14 protein-coding genes and 1 pseudogene are annotated in these 15,414 nt (G+C 72.0%); 7 read left to right on the top strand and 8 right to left on the bottom strand.

Features of this window, described 5'->3' with window-relative positions; all coding sequences use genetic code 11:
• Nucleotides 1-272 precede the first annotated feature (272 nt).
• The 3 genes from BBK82_RS00165 (at nt 273) to BBK82_RS00155 (ending at nt 4,291) form a co-directional block, all read left to right on the top strand.
• Nucleotides 273-1,469 (top strand): flavin monoamine oxidase family protein, encoded by a 1,197-nt coding sequence (locus BBK82_RS00165; protein ID WP_065913146.1) that lies wholly within the window; start codon nt 273-275, stop codon nt 1,467-1,469.
• A gap of 67 nt (nt 1,470-1,536) precedes the next feature.
• The gene (locus BBK82_RS00160; RefSeq protein ID WP_065913145.1) at nt 1,537-3,261 is read left to right on the top strand and encodes an L-aspartate oxidase; all 1,725 of its coding nucleotides are present in this window, start codon (nt 1,537-1,539) and stop codon (nt 3,259-3,261) included.
• Nucleotides 3,262-3,493: 232 nt separating this feature from the next.
• Entirely contained in the window at nt 3,494-4,291 is a 798-nt protein-coding gene (locus tag BBK82_RS00155; RefSeq protein ID WP_065913144.1) for a hypothetical protein, read from the top strand.
• 40 nt (nt 4,292-4,331) lie between these two features.
• Here BBK82_RS00155 and BBK82_RS00150 read toward each other — a convergent pair whose 3' ends face one another.
• From BBK82_RS00150 to BBK82_RS00140, 3 genes are read right to left on the bottom strand one after another with little or no spacing between them, the layout of a single operon-like run.
• Nucleotides 4,332-5,168: a hypothetical protein gene (locus tag BBK82_RS00150; protein WP_065913143.1), complete on the bottom strand. Its 837-nt coding sequence runs from the start codon at nt 5,166-5,168 to the stop codon at nt 4,332-4,334.
• Complete coding sequence (locus tag BBK82_RS00145) at nt 5,144-5,347, bottom strand: hypothetical protein (protein ID WP_065913142.1); 204 nt, start codon at nt 5,345-5,347, stop codon at nt 5,144-5,146. The genes BBK82_RS00150 and BBK82_RS00145 overlap by 25 nt, the downstream gene beginning before the upstream one ends.
• On the bottom strand, nt 5,340-5,876 hold the full coding sequence (locus BBK82_RS00140) for an RNA polymerase sigma factor (RefSeq protein WP_170067848.1): 537 nt from the start codon (nt 5,874-5,876) through the stop codon (nt 5,340-5,342). The genes BBK82_RS00145 and BBK82_RS00140 overlap by 8 nt, the downstream gene beginning before the upstream one ends.
• A gap of 595 nt (nt 5,877-6,471) precedes the next feature.
• On the opposite strand from BBK82_RS00140, the gene BBK82_RS00135 reads away from it, so the two are divergent.
• Nucleotides 6,472-7,035 carry a TetR/AcrR family transcriptional regulator gene (locus BBK82_RS00135; RefSeq protein ID WP_170067847.1) on the top strand — a complete coding sequence of 188 codons (564 nt, stop codon included), beginning with the start codon at nt 6,472-6,474 and terminating at the stop codon, nt 7,033-7,035.
• Here the strand turns inward: BBK82_RS00135 and BBK82_RS00130 are convergent.
• Nucleotides 7,019-10,792, bottom strand: a complete 3,774-nt coding sequence (locus tag BBK82_RS00130) for a type I polyketide synthase (RefSeq protein ID WP_065913139.1) — start codon at nt 10,790-10,792, stop codon at nt 7,019-7,021. The genes BBK82_RS00135 and BBK82_RS00130 overlap by 17 nt on opposite strands.
• 237 nt (nt 10,793-11,029) lie before the next feature.
• On the opposite strand from BBK82_RS00130, the gene BBK82_RS00125 reads away from it, so the two are divergent.
• Nucleotides 11,030-11,566, top strand: coding sequence for a LuxR C-terminal-related transcriptional regulator (locus tag BBK82_RS00125; RefSeq protein WP_071812498.1), 537 nt, complete (start codon nt 11,030-11,032; stop codon nt 11,564-11,566).
• Nucleotides 11,566-12,486: a LysR family transcriptional regulator gene (locus BBK82_RS00120; RefSeq protein WP_065920709.1), complete on the top strand. Its 921-nt coding sequence runs from the start codon at nt 11,566-11,568 to the stop codon at nt 12,484-12,486. The genes BBK82_RS00125 and BBK82_RS00120 overlap by 1 nt, the downstream gene beginning before the upstream one ends.
• 160 nt (nt 12,487-12,646) lie before the next feature.
• Here BBK82_RS00120 and BBK82_RS00115 read toward each other — a convergent pair whose 3' ends face one another.
• A complete protein-coding gene (locus tag BBK82_RS00115) occupies nt 12,647-13,222 on the bottom strand; it encodes a DUF4360 domain-containing protein (RefSeq protein ID WP_065913138.1) in 576 nt (191 codons plus the stop codon).
• 109 nt (nt 13,223-13,331) lie between these two features.
• A complete protein-coding gene (locus tag BBK82_RS00110; protein ID WP_065913137.1) occupies nt 13,332-14,159 on the bottom strand; it encodes a class II glutamine amidotransferase in 828 nt (275 codons plus the stop codon).
• 129 nt (nt 14,160-14,288) lie between these two features.
• Here BBK82_RS00110 and BBK82_RS00105 point away from each other — a divergent pair, with 129 nt between their 5' ends.
• Nucleotides 14,289-14,624: a hypothetical protein gene (locus BBK82_RS00105; RefSeq protein ID WP_065913136.1), complete on the top strand. Its 336-nt coding sequence runs from the start codon at nt 14,289-14,291 to the stop codon at nt 14,622-14,624.
• 199 nt (nt 14,625-14,823) lie between these two features.
• Here BBK82_RS00105 and BBK82_RS55565 read toward each other — a convergent pair whose 3' ends face one another.
• Together BBK82_RS55565 and BBK82_RS55560 are read right to left on the bottom strand one after the other, a co-directional pair.
• Entirely contained in the window at nt 14,824-14,922 is a 99-nt protein-coding gene (locus BBK82_RS55565) for a hypothetical protein (RefSeq protein WP_335618136.1), read from the bottom strand.
• 125 nt (nt 14,923-15,047) lie between these two features.
• Nucleotides 15,048-15,311, bottom strand: a pseudogene (locus tag BBK82_RS55560) (heme-binding protein); the annotation flags it as partial.
• Nucleotides 15,312-15,414 lie beyond the last annotated feature (103 nt).

Raw genomic sequence — 15,414 nt, 5'->3', positions numbered from 1 at the left:
AGCGGCATGCGGTTACCCGAGCGTGCCCGCGGCGTTCCCGACCGGTCGAAGGATCACCGCACAGGCATCGACAGTCGAGGGGACAGCGCGATGAGTGGGGTGATCGGGCGCCGCACGGTGCTCAAGGCAGCGGGTGGCGCGGCGGTGGCGGGGCTCGCCGGCGTGCCCGCGTACGCCGACACGGGCGGCGGGCACGACGTGATCGTCATCGGCGCCGGGTTCGCGGGCGTCACGGCGCGCGGGACCTGCGGGCGGCCGGGCTGCGGCCGTTGGTGCTGGAGGCGCGCGACCGGGTGGGCGGGCGCACGTTCGCGGCACCGTGGCAGGGCGAGACGATCGAGGTCGGCGGCGCGTACGTCGGAGACGTGCACACCAGGGTCGTGGCCGAGCTGCAGCGGTACGGCATCGGCACGGTGCCCGCGAACCCGTTGCCGCAGCGCACGTTCTTCCCCGCGCTCGGCGGCGGGCAGCAGGAGGTCGACTTCCTGACCACGATCCTCGAGTTCGACGGCATGCTGGCGAAGCTGTTCCAGGGCTGGCAGGACTTCTTCCCGAGCCCGCGCGACCCGTTGGCCGCCAGGGACGTCGTCGCCCAGTACGACCCGCTGTCGTTGCGGGACGGGCTGGCGCGGGCAGACCTGTCCGACCGCGACAGGCTGTGGGTGGGCGGCATGGCGGCCGGCTACTCGGGCGGGTCGGCGGCGGACGGCGGGCTGACCGCGTGGGCGCAGGCGTGGGTCGCCGGGGAGAACCAGTACGTGTCGATCCAGGAGCACCGGATCGCGGGCGGCACGAGCGCGCTGGTCGGTGCGATCCTCGCCGACGCGCGGGCCGACGTCCGGCTGGGCTCGCCGGTCGTGTCCGTGGTCGAGGAGCCGGGCCGGGTGGTGGTGACGACGCTCACCGGCGCCCGCTACCACGCACCGGCCGTCGTGGTCGCGGTGCCGGTGAACGTGTGGCGCACCATCCACTTCGCGCCCGGCCTGCCCACGCCGTTCCGCGCGGCGGCCAGGGAGGGCGCCGGGGTGTTCAACGCGCACAAGCTGCACATCCGGATCCGCGGCGACCTGAAGGCGCCGTTCGCGTTGGGCCGCGAGGGCGCGCCGATGTGGCTGATCGTGCCGCAGCACGAGTTCCCGGACGGCGACCAGCTCATCGTCGCGGTGTGCGTTGACCCACACGCGAACCTCGACAACCAGGCCGAGGTGCAGGAGCGGGTGCGGTCGATCCTGCCCGGTGCGACGGTGCGCGACTACCAGTACCACTCGTGGTCGCGCGACCGCTGGGCGCGCGGCGGGTGGGCGTTGCGCAGGCCCGGTCAGCTGCTGCGACAGGTTCCGGCACTGCACCAGCCGCACGGCCGGGTGGTGTTCGCCTCCGGTGACGTGTCGGCGGCGTGGCACGGCTACATGGAGGGTGCGATCGAGTCCGGTGCCATCGCGGCGGCGCAGGCGGTGTCGCTCAGCTAACAGTCACAAGTCGCGGCGCTGCCCGGTCCTGATGAGTAGGAAGGAAGTACGGGCAACGGAGGCCGCGATGACAGAACAGCAGGTAGCCACATCGGTGTTGGTGATCGGCACGGGCGGCGCGGGGTTGCGCGCCGCCATCGAGCTCGCCGAGCGCGGTGTCGACGTGACGGTCGTCGGAAAACGACCGAAGTCCGACGCGCACACCGCGCTCGCCGCGGGCGGCATCAACGCCGCCCTGGGCACGATGGACGAGGGAGACTCCTGGCAGCAGCACGCCGCCGACACCATCAAGGAGAGCTACCTGCTGGCGAACCCGGAGATCGTCCGGACCGTCGCGGAACAGGCCTCGCGGGGCATCGCCGACCTCGAACGCTGGGGCATGCCGTTCGCCCGCGAGGCCGACGGCCGCATCTCCCAGCGGTTCTTCGGCGCGCACACGTTCCGCCGCACGTCGTTCGCCGGCGACTACACCGGCCTGGAGATCCAGCGCACCCTCGTGAACAGGGCCGCGCAGCTGGACATCCCGATCCTCGACTCCTGTTACGTCACGCGGATCCTGGTGCGGGACAACGTGGTCTTCGGCGCGTACGGGTTCGACCTGACCAACGGCACCCGGTACGTCTTCCACGCCGACGTCGTGATCCTCGCGGCGGGCGGTCACACCCGCATCTGGCGCCGCACGTCGTCGCGCCGCGACGAGAACACCGGTGACTCGTTCCGCCTGGCCGTGCTCGCCGGCGGCAAGATCCGCGACCCCGAGCTGGTCCAGTTCCACCCGTCCGGCCTGCTGGAACCGGAGAACGCGGCCGGCACCCTGGTCTCCGAGGCGGCACGTGGTGAGGGCGGCGTCCTGACCAACGCGCTCGGCGAGCGCTTCATGGCGCGCTACGACCCGGCGCGGATGGAACTGTCCACTCGCGACCGTGTCGCGCTGGCCGCCTACACCGAGATCAAGGAGGGCCGCGGCACCCCGAACGGCGGCGTGTGGCTCGACGTGTCCCACCTGCCGCGCGAACAGATCATGCGCCGGCTGCCGCGCGTGTACCAGACGCTGCTGGAACTGCAGATGAAGGACATCACCCGCGAGGCCGTCGAGATCGCGCCGACCGCGCACTACTCGATGGGCGGCGTGTGGGTGTCGCCGGCCGACCACTCGACCGGCGTCGAGGGCCTCTTCGCCATCGGCGAGGCGTCGAGCGGCCTGCACGGCGCGAACCGGCTCGGCGGCAACTCGCTCATCGAGCTGCTCGTCTACGGCCGCATCGTCGGCGAGGCAGCCGCGGCGTACTCGGCTTCGTTGCCGGCCCAGGTCCGTTCGCAGGACGCCGTGGCCGAGGCGCGTGCCGAGGTGGACGAGCTCCTGTCGGCGGACGGTCCGGAGAACGTCCGTGCGTTGCAACGGTCGCTGCGCAACACGATGACCGAGCACGCGGGCGTCGTGCGTGACGAGTCCGGGCTGCGCAAGGGTCTGGCCGAGCTCGACGAGCTGGAGGCCCGCATCGCCGACGTCGGTGTGCACCCGGACCTCGCCGGCTACCAGGACCTGGCCCACGCCTTCGACCTGAAGGCCTCGGCGCTGGCGGCCCGCGCGACCCTCGACTGCGCCCTGGAACGCCGCGAGACCCGTGGCTGCCACAACCGGTCCGACTTCCCGGAGCTGGATCCGGCGTCGCAGGTGAACCTGGTGTGGTCCGGGCCCGGTGTGGTCGAGCGGGAGCAGATTCCCGCGGTGCCCGACGAGATCGCCGCCCTGATGCGCGAGGTGGACACGGAGGGCAAACTGGTGGAGTGACCGGCGAGAGGGGCGGGGGCGCCGGGGATGGCTCCCGCCCTCCGCGGGTCAGCCGCGGGTCGTGGGGAAGACGCTGTCCTGCGGTGCTGTCACGAGCGCGGTGCCCGGAGGTGCTAGCGCGCCTCCAGCTCTTCCGGCTCCACCACCGCGGCGCGCCGATCCGTGACAGCGGCGGAACGATCTTCGGCACCACCGCGTCGTACCGGGAGATCCGCTGCCGAGAGGAACTCCCGTGTTCGACGAGCCGTGGCCGGAGACCGTCGCCGGATGGGAGTTCACCCGCTCGGACTCGCTGGAGCGCTACCGCAGGCAGCTCACCAACGGCGTGACGGTCGGTGCGAGGTGGGACGTGGAGCGGCAGCGCGGGCAGGTCCGCGCGTACGTGCAGCCCGCCGGCAGCGGGCGGACGTTGACCAGCAGCCGCGAAGAGTTCCGCACCGAGGAGGCGATGTGGACGGCCGCGCGGATGGTGCTCGACATGGCGGCGAACCTGCCGTCGTTCCGCACGGGCGACGAGAGTCCCGCTCAGCCGGTGCTGTTCGGTGACGTCGCGGGCGACGTCGAGGTGAAGCCGGGATGCGGTGGGGAACCGGACGCGGAGCTGACGTTCACGCTGACCGACGGGCGGTCGGTGACGGTCGTCCTGACCGAGGAACAGGCCGACGCCATGGAATCAGGCATCTACTCGGTGCGCAAACACGTCTGGTCCGAGTACGACACCGACAACGACAGCACCGAAGAGGACGAAGACGAGGACGAGCAGGAGGAACCGGTCCCGGACGTCACCGGCGTCGACTCGGGTCCCGACACCGGGCACGAGCTGATCACGGTGCTGGAGAAGAGGTTCGGCGTCACCGAGGACCTCCTGGTGGCGCACGTCGACTGGTCGGCGGTGATCGTCGTCGGCGAACCGGCCGTGAGCACGCTGGTGGAGCGCGCGGACGAGCTGCGGGAGGCCATCGCGCCGCGGTGGTGGCCGGGTCTGCTGGAACGGCCGGGCGAGAACTGGGTCGTGCTCAGCCGGGCGTGAGGCCGGACCGCCGTGACGGCCCGGCCTCGTGGAGGAACGGTCAGGACTGCGCGCCCAGCGCCGCGACGACCCTGGTCGTGATCGCGGTGGTGCTGAGGACCTGGCCCGCCTTCAGGCCGTGCGCGTCACGGGCCTGCACCGCCCGCGAACCGAGGTAGTCGCCGGTGTCCTGGTTGATGACGATCTGCACGGTCACGTCGCCGTCGGTGACGCCGAGCGCGGTGCCCGTGCGGCTGTCCAGCACGGCGGTGCGGTCGACGACCTCCAGCCGCGGCACGAACGTCAGCGCCTGGTAGACCGCCGCACGCGCGTCGGCCGGGTACAGGCCGGAGCCGAGGCCCTCGGTGATCATCTGCAGGAGCAGGCGGCCCTCGTCGCCGCCCGCCTCCGACCGCATCTTCTCGTAGAGCGCGCGGGGCTCGCGGGGGAGTGCGGCGACGTACTCGGGCGAGGGGGAGCGGAAGCTCACCGGGCGTTCGTCGCCGAGCCAGGCGCCGCCCGCGGCCCGCCACTCCACGTCCTCGCGCAGCGGTGGGTCGAACTTCGGGACGTCCTGCTCCGAGCCGAGCAGGAACTGCTTGTTGCCCGTGTTCGTGCGGCGGTGCAGCCAGACGTCCCCGCGGGCGGCCGGGATCCACGTCTCGAGGGTCTGGTCCTCCAGGTACAGGTACCTGTACTCCGAGTCGGACGAGGACCACCGCGAGTACTGCAGCACGTACAGGAACTGGCCGGGCTGCACGAGCCGGTCGTCCGCCGACAGCGCGGCCGCCTCGAGCACCTCGCCCGCCGAGGCGCTGCCCACGCCCGTGTCCCGCGACACCAGCGACGGCGCGATCAGTGCGGCGCCGGCGATCAGCACCATGGCGGCCGCGGCCACCAGCGGACGCGCCGGCGGCGAGGAGCCAGCGGGACCACCTCCGCCACGGGGGCCTCGGCGGCGTCCACCCTGGCGAGCAGCGCGGCGCGACCGCGGTCGAACGCCTCGTCGCTCATCGGGGCGACGTCCGTCATCGCCCACCTGATCATCTCGTCCTCGACGGGCTTCTCGTCACGCATCGCCGTCCCCCTCCTGTCCGTTGATCCGCGCCCGCAGCTTCGTCCTCGCCCGGAACAACCGGGTCCGCACGGTCGCCACCGGCGTCTCGGTCACCTCGGCCACCTCGGCGGCGGTCAGGTCCGCCCACGCCGTCATCAGCAGCACGTCCCGTTCCTCCGGCCGGAGGTCCGCGAGCGCCTCGGTGAGGTCGTTCATCAGCGACTTCGCGTCGACCACGGCGGCGGTGCGGTCCTCGACGTGGTCGGTGACCACGCGGCGGCCGTGGTCGCGCGCCCAGGCCCGCAGCCGGCGCCCCTCGGTCCGCACGTGCTGGCGCAGCAGGTTCGTCGCGATGCCGAAGAGCCACGCCTTGAGGCTCGCCCGTGCCGGGTCGAACGTGCCGCGGCGTTCCCAGGCGGTCAGGAACGACTCGGACACCAGGTCGTCCGCGATCGCGGCGTCCACCCGCAGCGCCAGATAGCGGTGCAGGTCACGGGCGTGCCGGTCGTAGAGCTCGACCCACGCGTCCCGTTCCAGAGGCTGGCTCACCCCCGGCCCTCCTGTTCGCGCCGACGGCGCTGTCTCGATGCTCACGGAACCTGTTGGCCGATGTGCCCGCCCGCATTCCCGGCCGGGGCCTGTGCCTCACACCACTCGGCCGACGCGCACCAGGACGTTCCCATGAGGACGGTCACGTTCCCAGCCGCGCCAAGGGATTCGGCCGAGCCGGCCTGCTGAGACGCTGCTGTGGTTGCTGCTGTCCGTGATCGTGGGGCTACTGGTGGTCGTGTTGGCGCGACGAACCCGTAACGATGTCGTGGCGCTCGTCGGAACCGCGCCGGCGGAGCTGCTCGTCTCGCCCGTGTCGTGGTCTCATCACGGGGTGCGGTGGCGGCACATTCCAGGCGACGCGTACGCGGGGTGGGTGTCGCGACACTCGCGGTGCCGGCCTCCACCACCTGGCCGCCCATTCGTAGCAGAGTGTGATCGCACCATCAGACGGTACTTTCGGGCGCGGCGGACCGCTAGCCTGCACTCCAGTACACACTTGGACGGGGGTTCACGTATGGCGGGGACGCGACGCGTGGCCGAGCCCGCGCCGTCGACTCAGGCTGTCGGGAGGCGCGAGCGGCACAAGCGAGCCATGTACGAGAGGCTGTACACGGCCGCCCTCGACCTGTTCACCGAGCAGGGGTACGAGGAGACGTCGATCGAGGACATCACCGAACGGGCGGATGTCGCGCGGGGCACCTTCTTCAACTACTTCGAGAAGAAGGAGGAGGTCATCGCCGCGTGGGGCTCGCGGCGCAGGGACACGCTCAGGGCCGAGCTCGGCGCGATCGCGGGCGGTGGCACCGACGTGCTGTCGGCGCTGGAGAACTGCATGCGCACGCTCGCCAAGATCAACAAGGCGGAGTGGCGCACCACGCAGGTCATGCTCGCGGCCTGGGTGCGGTGCGGCCACCCCATCTTCGAGGAGCCGTACGCCACGCCGTTGTTCGCCGAGATCGTCAGCGCCGGCAAGGAGGCGGGGGACGTGGGGGAGCACGTCGACCCGGTCCTGGTCGGCAACATGCTGCGCGACGTCTACCTCGGCACGCTCTACCGGTTCGTGGGGCGCGGCAGGCAGCCCACGGCGCTCGCCAGCGAGCTCGTCACGACGTTGCGGCTGGTGATGAACGGCGTGCTGGTCAAGAAGCTCCCGTAGCCAGCAGGCTGTCGGCGAGCGCGGAGACGTTCTCCGGGCCCAGCAGCGCGGTGGCGGGCACCGTGCGGCCCAGCGCCTTCTTCAGCCGTGCGGCCAGTTGCGCGGCCATCAGCGAGTCGAGTCCCAGGTCGCGCAACGCCCGCCGGGTGTCCAGCCGCTCCGGCGTCGTGCCCAGCACCGCCGCCACGTGGCGCAGCACCACGTCCCTGGCAGGCTCCTCGGTCACGACCAGGACCGGTTCGCGTGCCGCCACCGGCTGTGACTGTGACTGCGACTGCGGTTGGGGCCTGGTCGGGCGGGCCGGGCGCAGCAGGTTCGCCAGCCCCGACACGACGGTGCCCAGTGTCGCGAACGGACCGGCGCCGTCGGCACGCACGGTGACACCTGTCAGCTCGGCGAAGCACTCGTGCTCGGCGTCGAACAGCCGCACGTCCACGACCGGCTTGCCCCGTCGTTTGCGCGCCACCGCCCAGAACTCGCCGGTCGCCCTGCCGGCGACCCGCACCCGTTCGACGCCCAGCGGGACCACCGACGTGCCCAGCGCCAGCATCACGACCTGCATGCCGGTCTCCAGCACCACCGCGCTCGCCACCGGTCCCGGCGTGAACCGGGCGACCGCCGCGTCCTGCCCGCGCCACGCCTGCCGCAGCGAGCGGAACGGCCCCTCGAACTCGTAGCCGTGCCGGGTCGCGAGGTCGGCGAAGTCGCTGTCGCGCACGTACTCCCGGCACCGCGCCAGCGCCCAGTCCAGGCCGGACGAACCGACTGAGCCACCGCGCTCCACCTCGCCGCTCATGCACCGCACGCCGTCGTCGGTGTGCACGGTGAACGCCCGCATGCCGCCGCGTTCCGGCCGGACCGTGACGGTGAGCGTGGGCAGCGCGTCCGGATCGACGGTGCACAGCTCGTGGAACCGGATGTCGCGCAACGTGTGCGTGGACTCGGTTCCGCGCACGACCGAGAGCACCGCCTCGAACAACGCGGCGGCCGGCAACGGCGTGAGCCCCCGGAAACGCAGCCCTCGCAACGCCTCCGCCACGCCGAGCGAGGCCACGTCGACGTCGCGGACGACCTCGGTGTCCGCGGTGAACGACTCGAACCAGTAGTCCTGGTGCTGCCACGGGTAGCTCGGCAGCGGCACGCACCGGCCACCGCCGAGCCGGCTCGCCCAGTCGACCGGCACGCCCGCGACGTGCAGCCCGCCGAGTGCGCCGGTGATCGTGCGCAGCTCGGGTTCCTCGCGCAGCAACGTCGGCAGCGCCGCGCCCGACCACCCGGCCGCCTCGCCGATCTCCGCCACGGCCGCCAGCAGCACCGGGTGCGGGCTCACCTCCAGCACCACCGCGGTGCGCGCGTCGGCGAGCACGCGGCGCACGGTGTCGTTGAGCCGCACCGTCCGCCGCACGTTGTCCGCCCAGTACCGCGCGTCCAGCTCGCGCCTGCCGTGCTCCACGGTGGACCGGAAGTCGACCTGCGGCGCATTGGGGCGCAGGTGCTCCAGCTGTTCGCGCAACGCCGTCGAGACCTTGTCCATCAACGGCGAATGCGACGCCACGTCGACGTCCCGCACCGGACGGCAGGCGATCCCGACCGCCTCGAGGTCCTCCGCCACCCCCGCCATCAGCTCGGCCGGACCGGCCAGCACGCAGGTGCCCGGCGAGTTGTCCGCCGCCACGCACACCTCGCCCCGGTACCGGTCGACCAGGCCTTCCGCGCGTTCGGCGGACAGCTCCGCCCACAGCATCGCGCCACTGCCCGCGGTCTCCTGGAGCAACGCGCTGCGCCGGCAGATGACCGCCGCGGCGTCGCGCACCGAGAGCGCGCCGGAGACCTGGGCCGCGGCGACCTCGCCCATGCTGTGCCCGATCACGACGTCGGGCTCGACGCCCCACGACCGCCAGTGCGCCGCCAGTGCCACCTGCACCGCCCACAGCACCGGCTGCAGCACCGAGATCGTCTTCGGCCACGGCGCGTCACCGAGCAGGACCTCCACGACGGACCAGCCGGCCTCCTCGCGCACGGCCGCGTCGCACTCGTCGAGCGCGTCGCGGAACGCGGGGGAGGCCGCGTGCAGCTCCCGGCCCATGCCCTGCCACTGCGAACCCTGACCGGGGAACAGGAACACGACCTGGGGCCGTTCGGCGGCCGCACCGGCCGTGGTGCCCTTCAGCCCGGCGCCGGCCAGGAACGCCCGCAGCCCGGCGCGCAGCTCGGCGGTGCTCGTGCCCGTGACCGCGAGCCGGTGTTCGTGGTGGTCGCGCCGGACCGCCGCGGTGTGGCAGACGTCCTGCACCGGATCGGTGTCCCGCAGGTGTGCGAGGTGCTTCTCGGCCGCTTCCCGCAGCGCGGCCCGGCTCTTCCCGGACAACGTGAGCACGCGCGGCCGGTCGTCGGGCTCGGGGGCCGGTTCCCGGGGTGGTGGCGACGTCAGGACCACGTGCACGTTGGTGCCGGAGATGCCGAACGAGCTGACGCCGACCACCGGGTGTTCGGCCGTCAGCGGCTCGGTGCGGGTGACGACCCGCATGGAGGAGTTGACGAGCTGGTCGGCCTGCACCTGCGCGTGCAGGGAGGCGGGCACGGTCCGGTGCTCGGCGACGAGCACCGCCTTGATGAGCCCGGCGATGCCCGCGGTGGCCTCGGTGTGGCCGATGTTGCTCTTCACCGAGCCCAGCAGCAGCGGCTGGTCCCGGCCGGTGCCGACGACCTCGGCCAGCGCCGTCAGCTCGACCCGGTCGCCGACGCTCGTGCCGGTGCCGTGCGCCTCGACGTAGTCCACAGTGGACGGGTCGAGCCCGGCGTCGCGGTAGGCGGCGGTCAGCATCTCGACCTGGCCCTGCACGGCGGGCTGCAGCAGCAGGCCGCTGCCCTTGCCGTCGTTGCTCATCGCGCTGCCCAGCAGCAGGGCGCGCACCCGGTCGCCGCGCGCGACGGCGTCGGCGTGCCGTTCCAGCACGACCGCGCCGATGCCCTCGCTGCGCACGAAACCGTTGGCGTTCACCGAACCGAACTTGCACCGGCCGTCCGGCGCGAGCATGGAGGCCTGCGAGTACGCGATGGCGTCGTCGGGCAGCAGGACCACGTTGACCCCGGCGGCGATCGCGACGTCGCACTCACCGGCGAGCAGGGCCTGGCGGGCGTTGTGCGCGGCCACCAGCGAGGAGGAGCAGGCCGTGTCGACGACGACGGACGGTCCGCGCAGGTCGAGCGCGTAGGACAGCCGCCCGGCGGTGACGGCGCGCAGCTCGCCACCGGCGGCGTGCCGCACGTCGTGGTTCCCGGCGCTGCGGCTCGCCTTGCCGTACTCGGCGGTGGCCTGCCCGACGAAGACGCCGACCCGGCGCCCGGCGAGCTGCGACGGCCGGATTCCGGCGTCCTCCAGGGCTTCCCACGCGACCTCGAGCAGCAGGCGTTGCTGCGGGTCCATGGCGCGGGCCTCGCGCGGGGAGATGCCGAAGAACTCCGCGTCGAACCCGCGGACGTCGGCGAGGAACCCGCCGTGACGCGAGATCGTCCTACCGGGTGCGGGGTCCGGTGAGTGGTAGTCGTCGACGTCGAACCGGTCCCGCGGGATCTCGGTGATCGCGTCGGTGCCGCCGAGCAGCAGCTCCCAGAAGGCGCTGACCGACCCGGCGCCGGGTAAGCGGCAGGCCACACCGGCCACGGCGACCGCGCCACCGGGGGATGTGGGACCCTGCGACGAGAGCTCCGCACCGGGCTCGGTCCCCCCGACGCTGAGGGCGTTGCGGCGTGTCAAGTTTCCCCCGAGTGGGTTCAAAGTGGTTCCCAGTACAACTATGTACCCGGAACCAAGTTTAGCCACCACCACGATCCGCCGGTAGCGAAAGTACGCAATTGCCGCTTCTGCCGGACACCGCCTTCAGGTCAGGTCTCGCAGGATGGAACGAGGGCACCTACACTCAAAGTCGGTCTTGCGTTCAAGTTTGTACTGGCGTACTCACTACACCGGTTCTGGATTCGGCAGGGGGTCCGCATGGCGCGGTTCGTGGTGGAGATGGTGTTCGGGCAGGAGCACGAGCGGTTAGCCGGCGTCCGGCCCGCTCATCGGCGGTACTGGGAGGTCCTGGCCGAGCGCGGGGTGCTGCTGGGAGGCGGCCTGTACGCGGACGAGTCGGGAGGCCTGCTGCTGTGTGAGGCACCGGACGACGGCTCGTTGCGCCGTTTGGTCGCCGCGGATCCGTACGTGCGCGGAAAATTGTTGCGCAGCATCAGGATTCGTGAATGGCGCGAACTCGTCGGAGGCCTTTCGCGGCGGTCCGGAAAGGAGGCTGAGCCGCAGGAATCGGGAACCGCTATGGGTTCCCGGTCATCCGGATCGTTGATGGGAGGCCGTCAGCTGACCGCGCACGAGCAGCGCATCGCGTCGCTGATCGTGAACGGCAGGACCAACCGGGAGATCGCGGCCCAGTTCCGGGTGACGGTCCGCGCGGTGGAGCTGCACATCACCAGCATCTACCGCAAGCTCGGCATCAACCGCAGGGCCCAGCTCGCCGGCGCACTGGCCGCGTGATGGCCGACCTGGACGTCCGCAAACTGCGGATGCTGCGCGAGCTCGACGCACGCGGCACCGTCGCCGCGGTGGCCCAGGCGTTGCACCTCACGCCGTCCGCGGTGTCGCAGCAGCTCGTGTCGCTGTCGAAGGAGGCGGGCGTCCGGCTGGTCGAGCCGGTGGGACGGCGGGTGCGGCTCACCGACGCCGCCCGCGTGTTGCTCAGGCGGGCCAACGAGATCTTCGCCGAGCTGGAGCGCGTGCGGGCCGACCTCCTGGCCTACGCGGAAGGGTCGGTGGCCGAGGTGCGCGTCGCCGGGTTCGCCGCGACGTTGTCCGGGCTGGTGCTGCCGGCCGTGCGCGAACTGCGCGACACGCACCCCGGTGTGGTGGTGCGACTGGTGGAGTCCGACCCGCCGCACTCGTTCGACCAGCTGGTGCGCGGTGACGTGGACGTCGTGCTGAGCGTGGAGTCCAAGGACAGCCCGGCGGTGACCGACCGGCGGTTCCACCGGGTGGCGCTGCTCGCCGAGCGGTTCGACGTGGCCCTGCCGGTGCTGCACCCGCTGGCGCAGGCGCCGGTGGTGCGGCTCGCGGACCTGGCGGACGCGGCGTGGATCTTCCCGGCCGCCGGCACGTGCCGCGACATGTCGTTCGCCGCGTGCGTCACGGCCGGGTTCACGCCGGAGATCGTGCACGAGATCACCGACTGGGAGACGACCCTCGGCGCGGTCGGGCTGGGGCTCGGCCTCGCGCTGGTGCCCAGGCTGATCACCGCGGCGCCCCCCGCCGACGTGGTGATCAGGGGGCTCGACGCCGAGCAGCCGACCCGGCACGTGTTCGCGGCCGTGCGGCGGGGTAGTGAAGAGGCACCGCACCTCTGCGCGGTGCTCAAGACGCTCGAGGCGACGGCGGAGGTGACCGTCACCCAGCGCAGTTGAGCGAACACGTCGTTGCTGATCGGCTGCGGCGTCGTTGACCGTTTGTCGTCACATGAGGAGAACCGGTGATCGTATGAGCGTTCGATCGGACAACAGGGACTTCTGACGCGTTGCCCGGTGGACCCGGCGGTGATCGGCCGATCACCGCCAGGCCGGTGGGTCAGCAGCGCTTGACCCGCACCGTGCCGCGGCTCGACTCGGCGATCAGGAAGTTGAGCCGGTCCGGGTCCGCGGAGCCGAGGGTGACCCGCAGCTCGGCGTTGATGTTGATGTTGCGCTTGGTCCCGCACGGCGCCCAGAGGACGTCGGCGGGACGGTAGGCGGTCTGCCAGCCGGCGCTCACGGGGCCGGTGAACGAGCGTTCGACCGTGTCGGTGGCGGACGAGCCCTGCAGGTAGACGCTGACCCGGTTGAGGCCGGTGGCGCCGGGGTGCAGGTGCGCGTAGCCGGTGTAGGTGGTGCGGGACAGGCCGTAGGTGTACCCGTCCGGCACGTCGACGGCGATGTTCACCTGGCAGTTCTTCCGGAAGTCCGTCGGTGACGAGTCACCGCCGGCCCGTGCGAGGAACGTGTGGTAGCCGATCGTGAAGTCCCTGCCGTCGGTGGTGACGTCGGCGTCACCGGCCGGGCAGCCGGAGCCGTTGACGGTGACGACGTCGATGTGCGGTGCGGGTTCTTCCGCCTCGACCGGTACGAGCGCGGATAGCGCGAGCAGTGCTGCTGCCGTGTTCAGCATGTCGGGGAACCTCTCCGGGGGTTCGTTCGCTCGGTGACGGCGGCAGCACCAGGGTGCCCGGACGGCGCGCGGAGAGATCTGACGTTTGCGTGACGATCCGGCGTGCGGCTCAGGCGGGGGTGAAGCCGGAGAACTGCTCCTCGCCCGCCTTGACCACGACGCAGGTCGACTCGGGGACCTCCAGCCACGCCCCGTGCAGGTCACCGAGCGGCTCGGACACGATCAGCCGCGACCCGTCCGCGAGGTCGTGCAACGCCGGGTTGTCCGGGTACTGGGCGCGCAACGTCGACACGTCCGCGCTGTGGAAGAGGCTGCGCGACTTCCCCCGGCTGGAGTACCGGAACGCCCAGGTCGTGGTGCCGTCGGTGGTCGCGACCGTCATCTGCACCGGGAACTCCACCCCGTGCCGCCGGCCCACCTCCTCGACGAACGCCACCATCCGCGCCACCGCGGCGGGCGGGTCCAGCTCCAGCCCGAACCCGATGGCCAGGTAGAACATGACCTCCGAGTCCGTCGACCCCTCCAGCAGCGGGTACAGCTCCGGCTGGACGGCCAGCACGAGCTCCCGGCGCACCAGCGGGAACTTGGCGATCAGCCCGTTGTGCATCCACAGCCAGTTGCGGTAGCGGAACGGGTGGCAGTTCGTCCGCTGCACCGCCGCCCCCGTCGAGGCCCGCACGTGCGCGAACACCCGGTCGACGGTGATCTGCGCGGCCAGCTCGCGCAGGTTGCGGTCGTTCCACGCGGGCTCGGTGCTCAGGAACAGCGCCGGCGTCCCGGTGACCGCCCCGTACCACCCGATGCCGAACCCGTCGCCGTTCACCGCGGTCGCCCCGAGCCGGGCGTGCTTGCTCTGCATGACGAGCGAGTTCTCCGGCCGGTAGAGGATCTCCTCCAGCAACACCGGTGATCCGGAGTACGCGAGCCACCGGCACATGTCGACCTCCTGTTGTCGCGCACATGGGACCACGGCGCCGGGCGGAAGTGCGATGTTTGCCCCGGCGTGCCCACGTCGGGCACGATGGTTCGGCTCCCCGACCCGAGGTGCCCCGACCGAAGGTGCTACGTGACGCTTCCTCACCTGCCCGCCCGCGGGCACTTCGAGACGGTCGAGACCATGGCGCCTTACGACGCCGTGGCACCCCACGACCAGCTCGAACCGGTGGAGCAGCCGCAGCCCGAGGAGGACCGCGCCGACCAGATCGCCGTCATCGGTCCCATCGCGGCCGTGGTCCTGGCGCTCACCATCTCCACCCTGGTCCTCGACCACCCGGCCGCGCGAGCGGTGGCGGCGGGGCTCGCGACGGTGGGTTTGATCACCGCCGTCGTGGTGCTGCTGATGGGGAGGCGGCCGGAGCCGGGGCGGCACGTGGCCCGGCACGCCCGCCCGCCGCGCGACTGACGGGTCCGCGCTTCTCCCGACCGGTGGCCTGCGCGCCGCACGACTGACCACCCGAGCTCATCTCTCCGCACCCGCACCGGCTCACCTTTGCAACGAGTCTTTTGCGGTCGTCGTCAAAAGACTCGTTGCTAAACAGCAGGTCAGGGTGCAGAAGAGATACTGAAATATCGGTTGGTCCCAGGGTGAGCCGCCCCGCAGCTCACCGCAGCGTCGCCAGCCCGGCCCGCGCGAACTTCTCGTCCAGGTCCCCGCTCGGCGCCCCGCCGACCCCGATGCCCGCGACCGGCGCCCCGTCCACCGCCACCGGCACGCCACCGCCCAGGAACAACGTGCCCGGGATGTCCCGCAGCGTCGCACCTGCCCGGTCACCCGGCCGGCGAGCTCCGAGGTCGGCGCGCCGAACGACACCGCCGTGAACGCCTTGCGCCGCGCGGACTCCTCGGTCTGCGGGCCGGCGCCGTCGCCGGCGAGGAGCACGACCAGGTCGCCGCTGCGGTCGACCACGGCCACCGTCACGCGCTGGTTCTCCTTCTCGGCCGCGTCGAGGGTGGCCTGGGCGGCGCGGACGGCCGCGTCGATCGTCAGCACCTTCTCGGTGCGGGTGGTGGTGCGCTGGTCGGCTGCCGCGTAGCCGCCGCCGACGGACAGCACGACGAGGGTGGCGACTGCGATCTTCTTGATGTCCATGGCTCCAACGATCGCCCGGTTCAGCAGCGGAAACCTGGTGGTGACGGTTGAACCGGCGTTCAACCCATCGGTTGACCCGCGCAGCGGCACACCTCGCCTACAG

The sequence above is a fragment of the Lentzea guizhouensis genome (genome assembly GCF_001701025.1).
GTDB lineage: Bacteria > Actinomycetota > Actinomycetes > Mycobacteriales > Pseudonocardiaceae > Lentzea > Lentzea guizhouensis.
The sequence above is the reverse complement of the archived record's forward strand: the minus strand, read 5'-3'. Positions and strand labels throughout refer to the sequence as shown.

What these genes read in the sequence shown, in the direction of transcription:
- BBK82_RS00110 (WP_065913137.1), bottom strand. Translation starts at nt 14,159, where the DNA reads ATGTGCCGGTGGCTCGCGTACTCCGGATCACCGGTGTTGCTGGAGGAG.
- BBK82_RS00135 (WP_170067847.1), top strand. Translation starts at nt 6,472, where the DNA reads ATGTACGAGAGGCTGTACACGGCCGCCCTCGACCTGTTCACCGAGCAG.
- BBK82_RS00160 (WP_065913145.1), top strand. Translation starts at nt 1,537, where the DNA reads ATGACAGAACAGCAGGTAGCCACATCGGTGTTGGTGATCGGCACGGGC.
- BBK82_RS00125 (WP_071812498.1), top strand. Translation starts at nt 11,030, where the DNA reads ATGGCGCGGTTCGTGGTGGAGATGGTGTTCGGGCAGGAGCACGAGCGG.
- BBK82_RS00145 (WP_065913142.1), bottom strand. Translation starts at nt 5,347, where the DNA reads ATGCGTGACGAGAAGCCCGTCGAGGACGAGATGATCAGGTGGGCGATG.
- BBK82_RS00115 (WP_065913138.1), bottom strand. Translation starts at nt 13,222, where the DNA reads ATGCTGAACACGGCAGCAGCACTGCTCGCGCTATCCGCGCTCGTACCG.
- BBK82_RS00120 (WP_065920709.1), top strand. Translation starts at nt 11,566, where the DNA reads ATGGCCGACCTGGACGTCCGCAAACTGCGGATGCTGCGCGAGCTCGAC.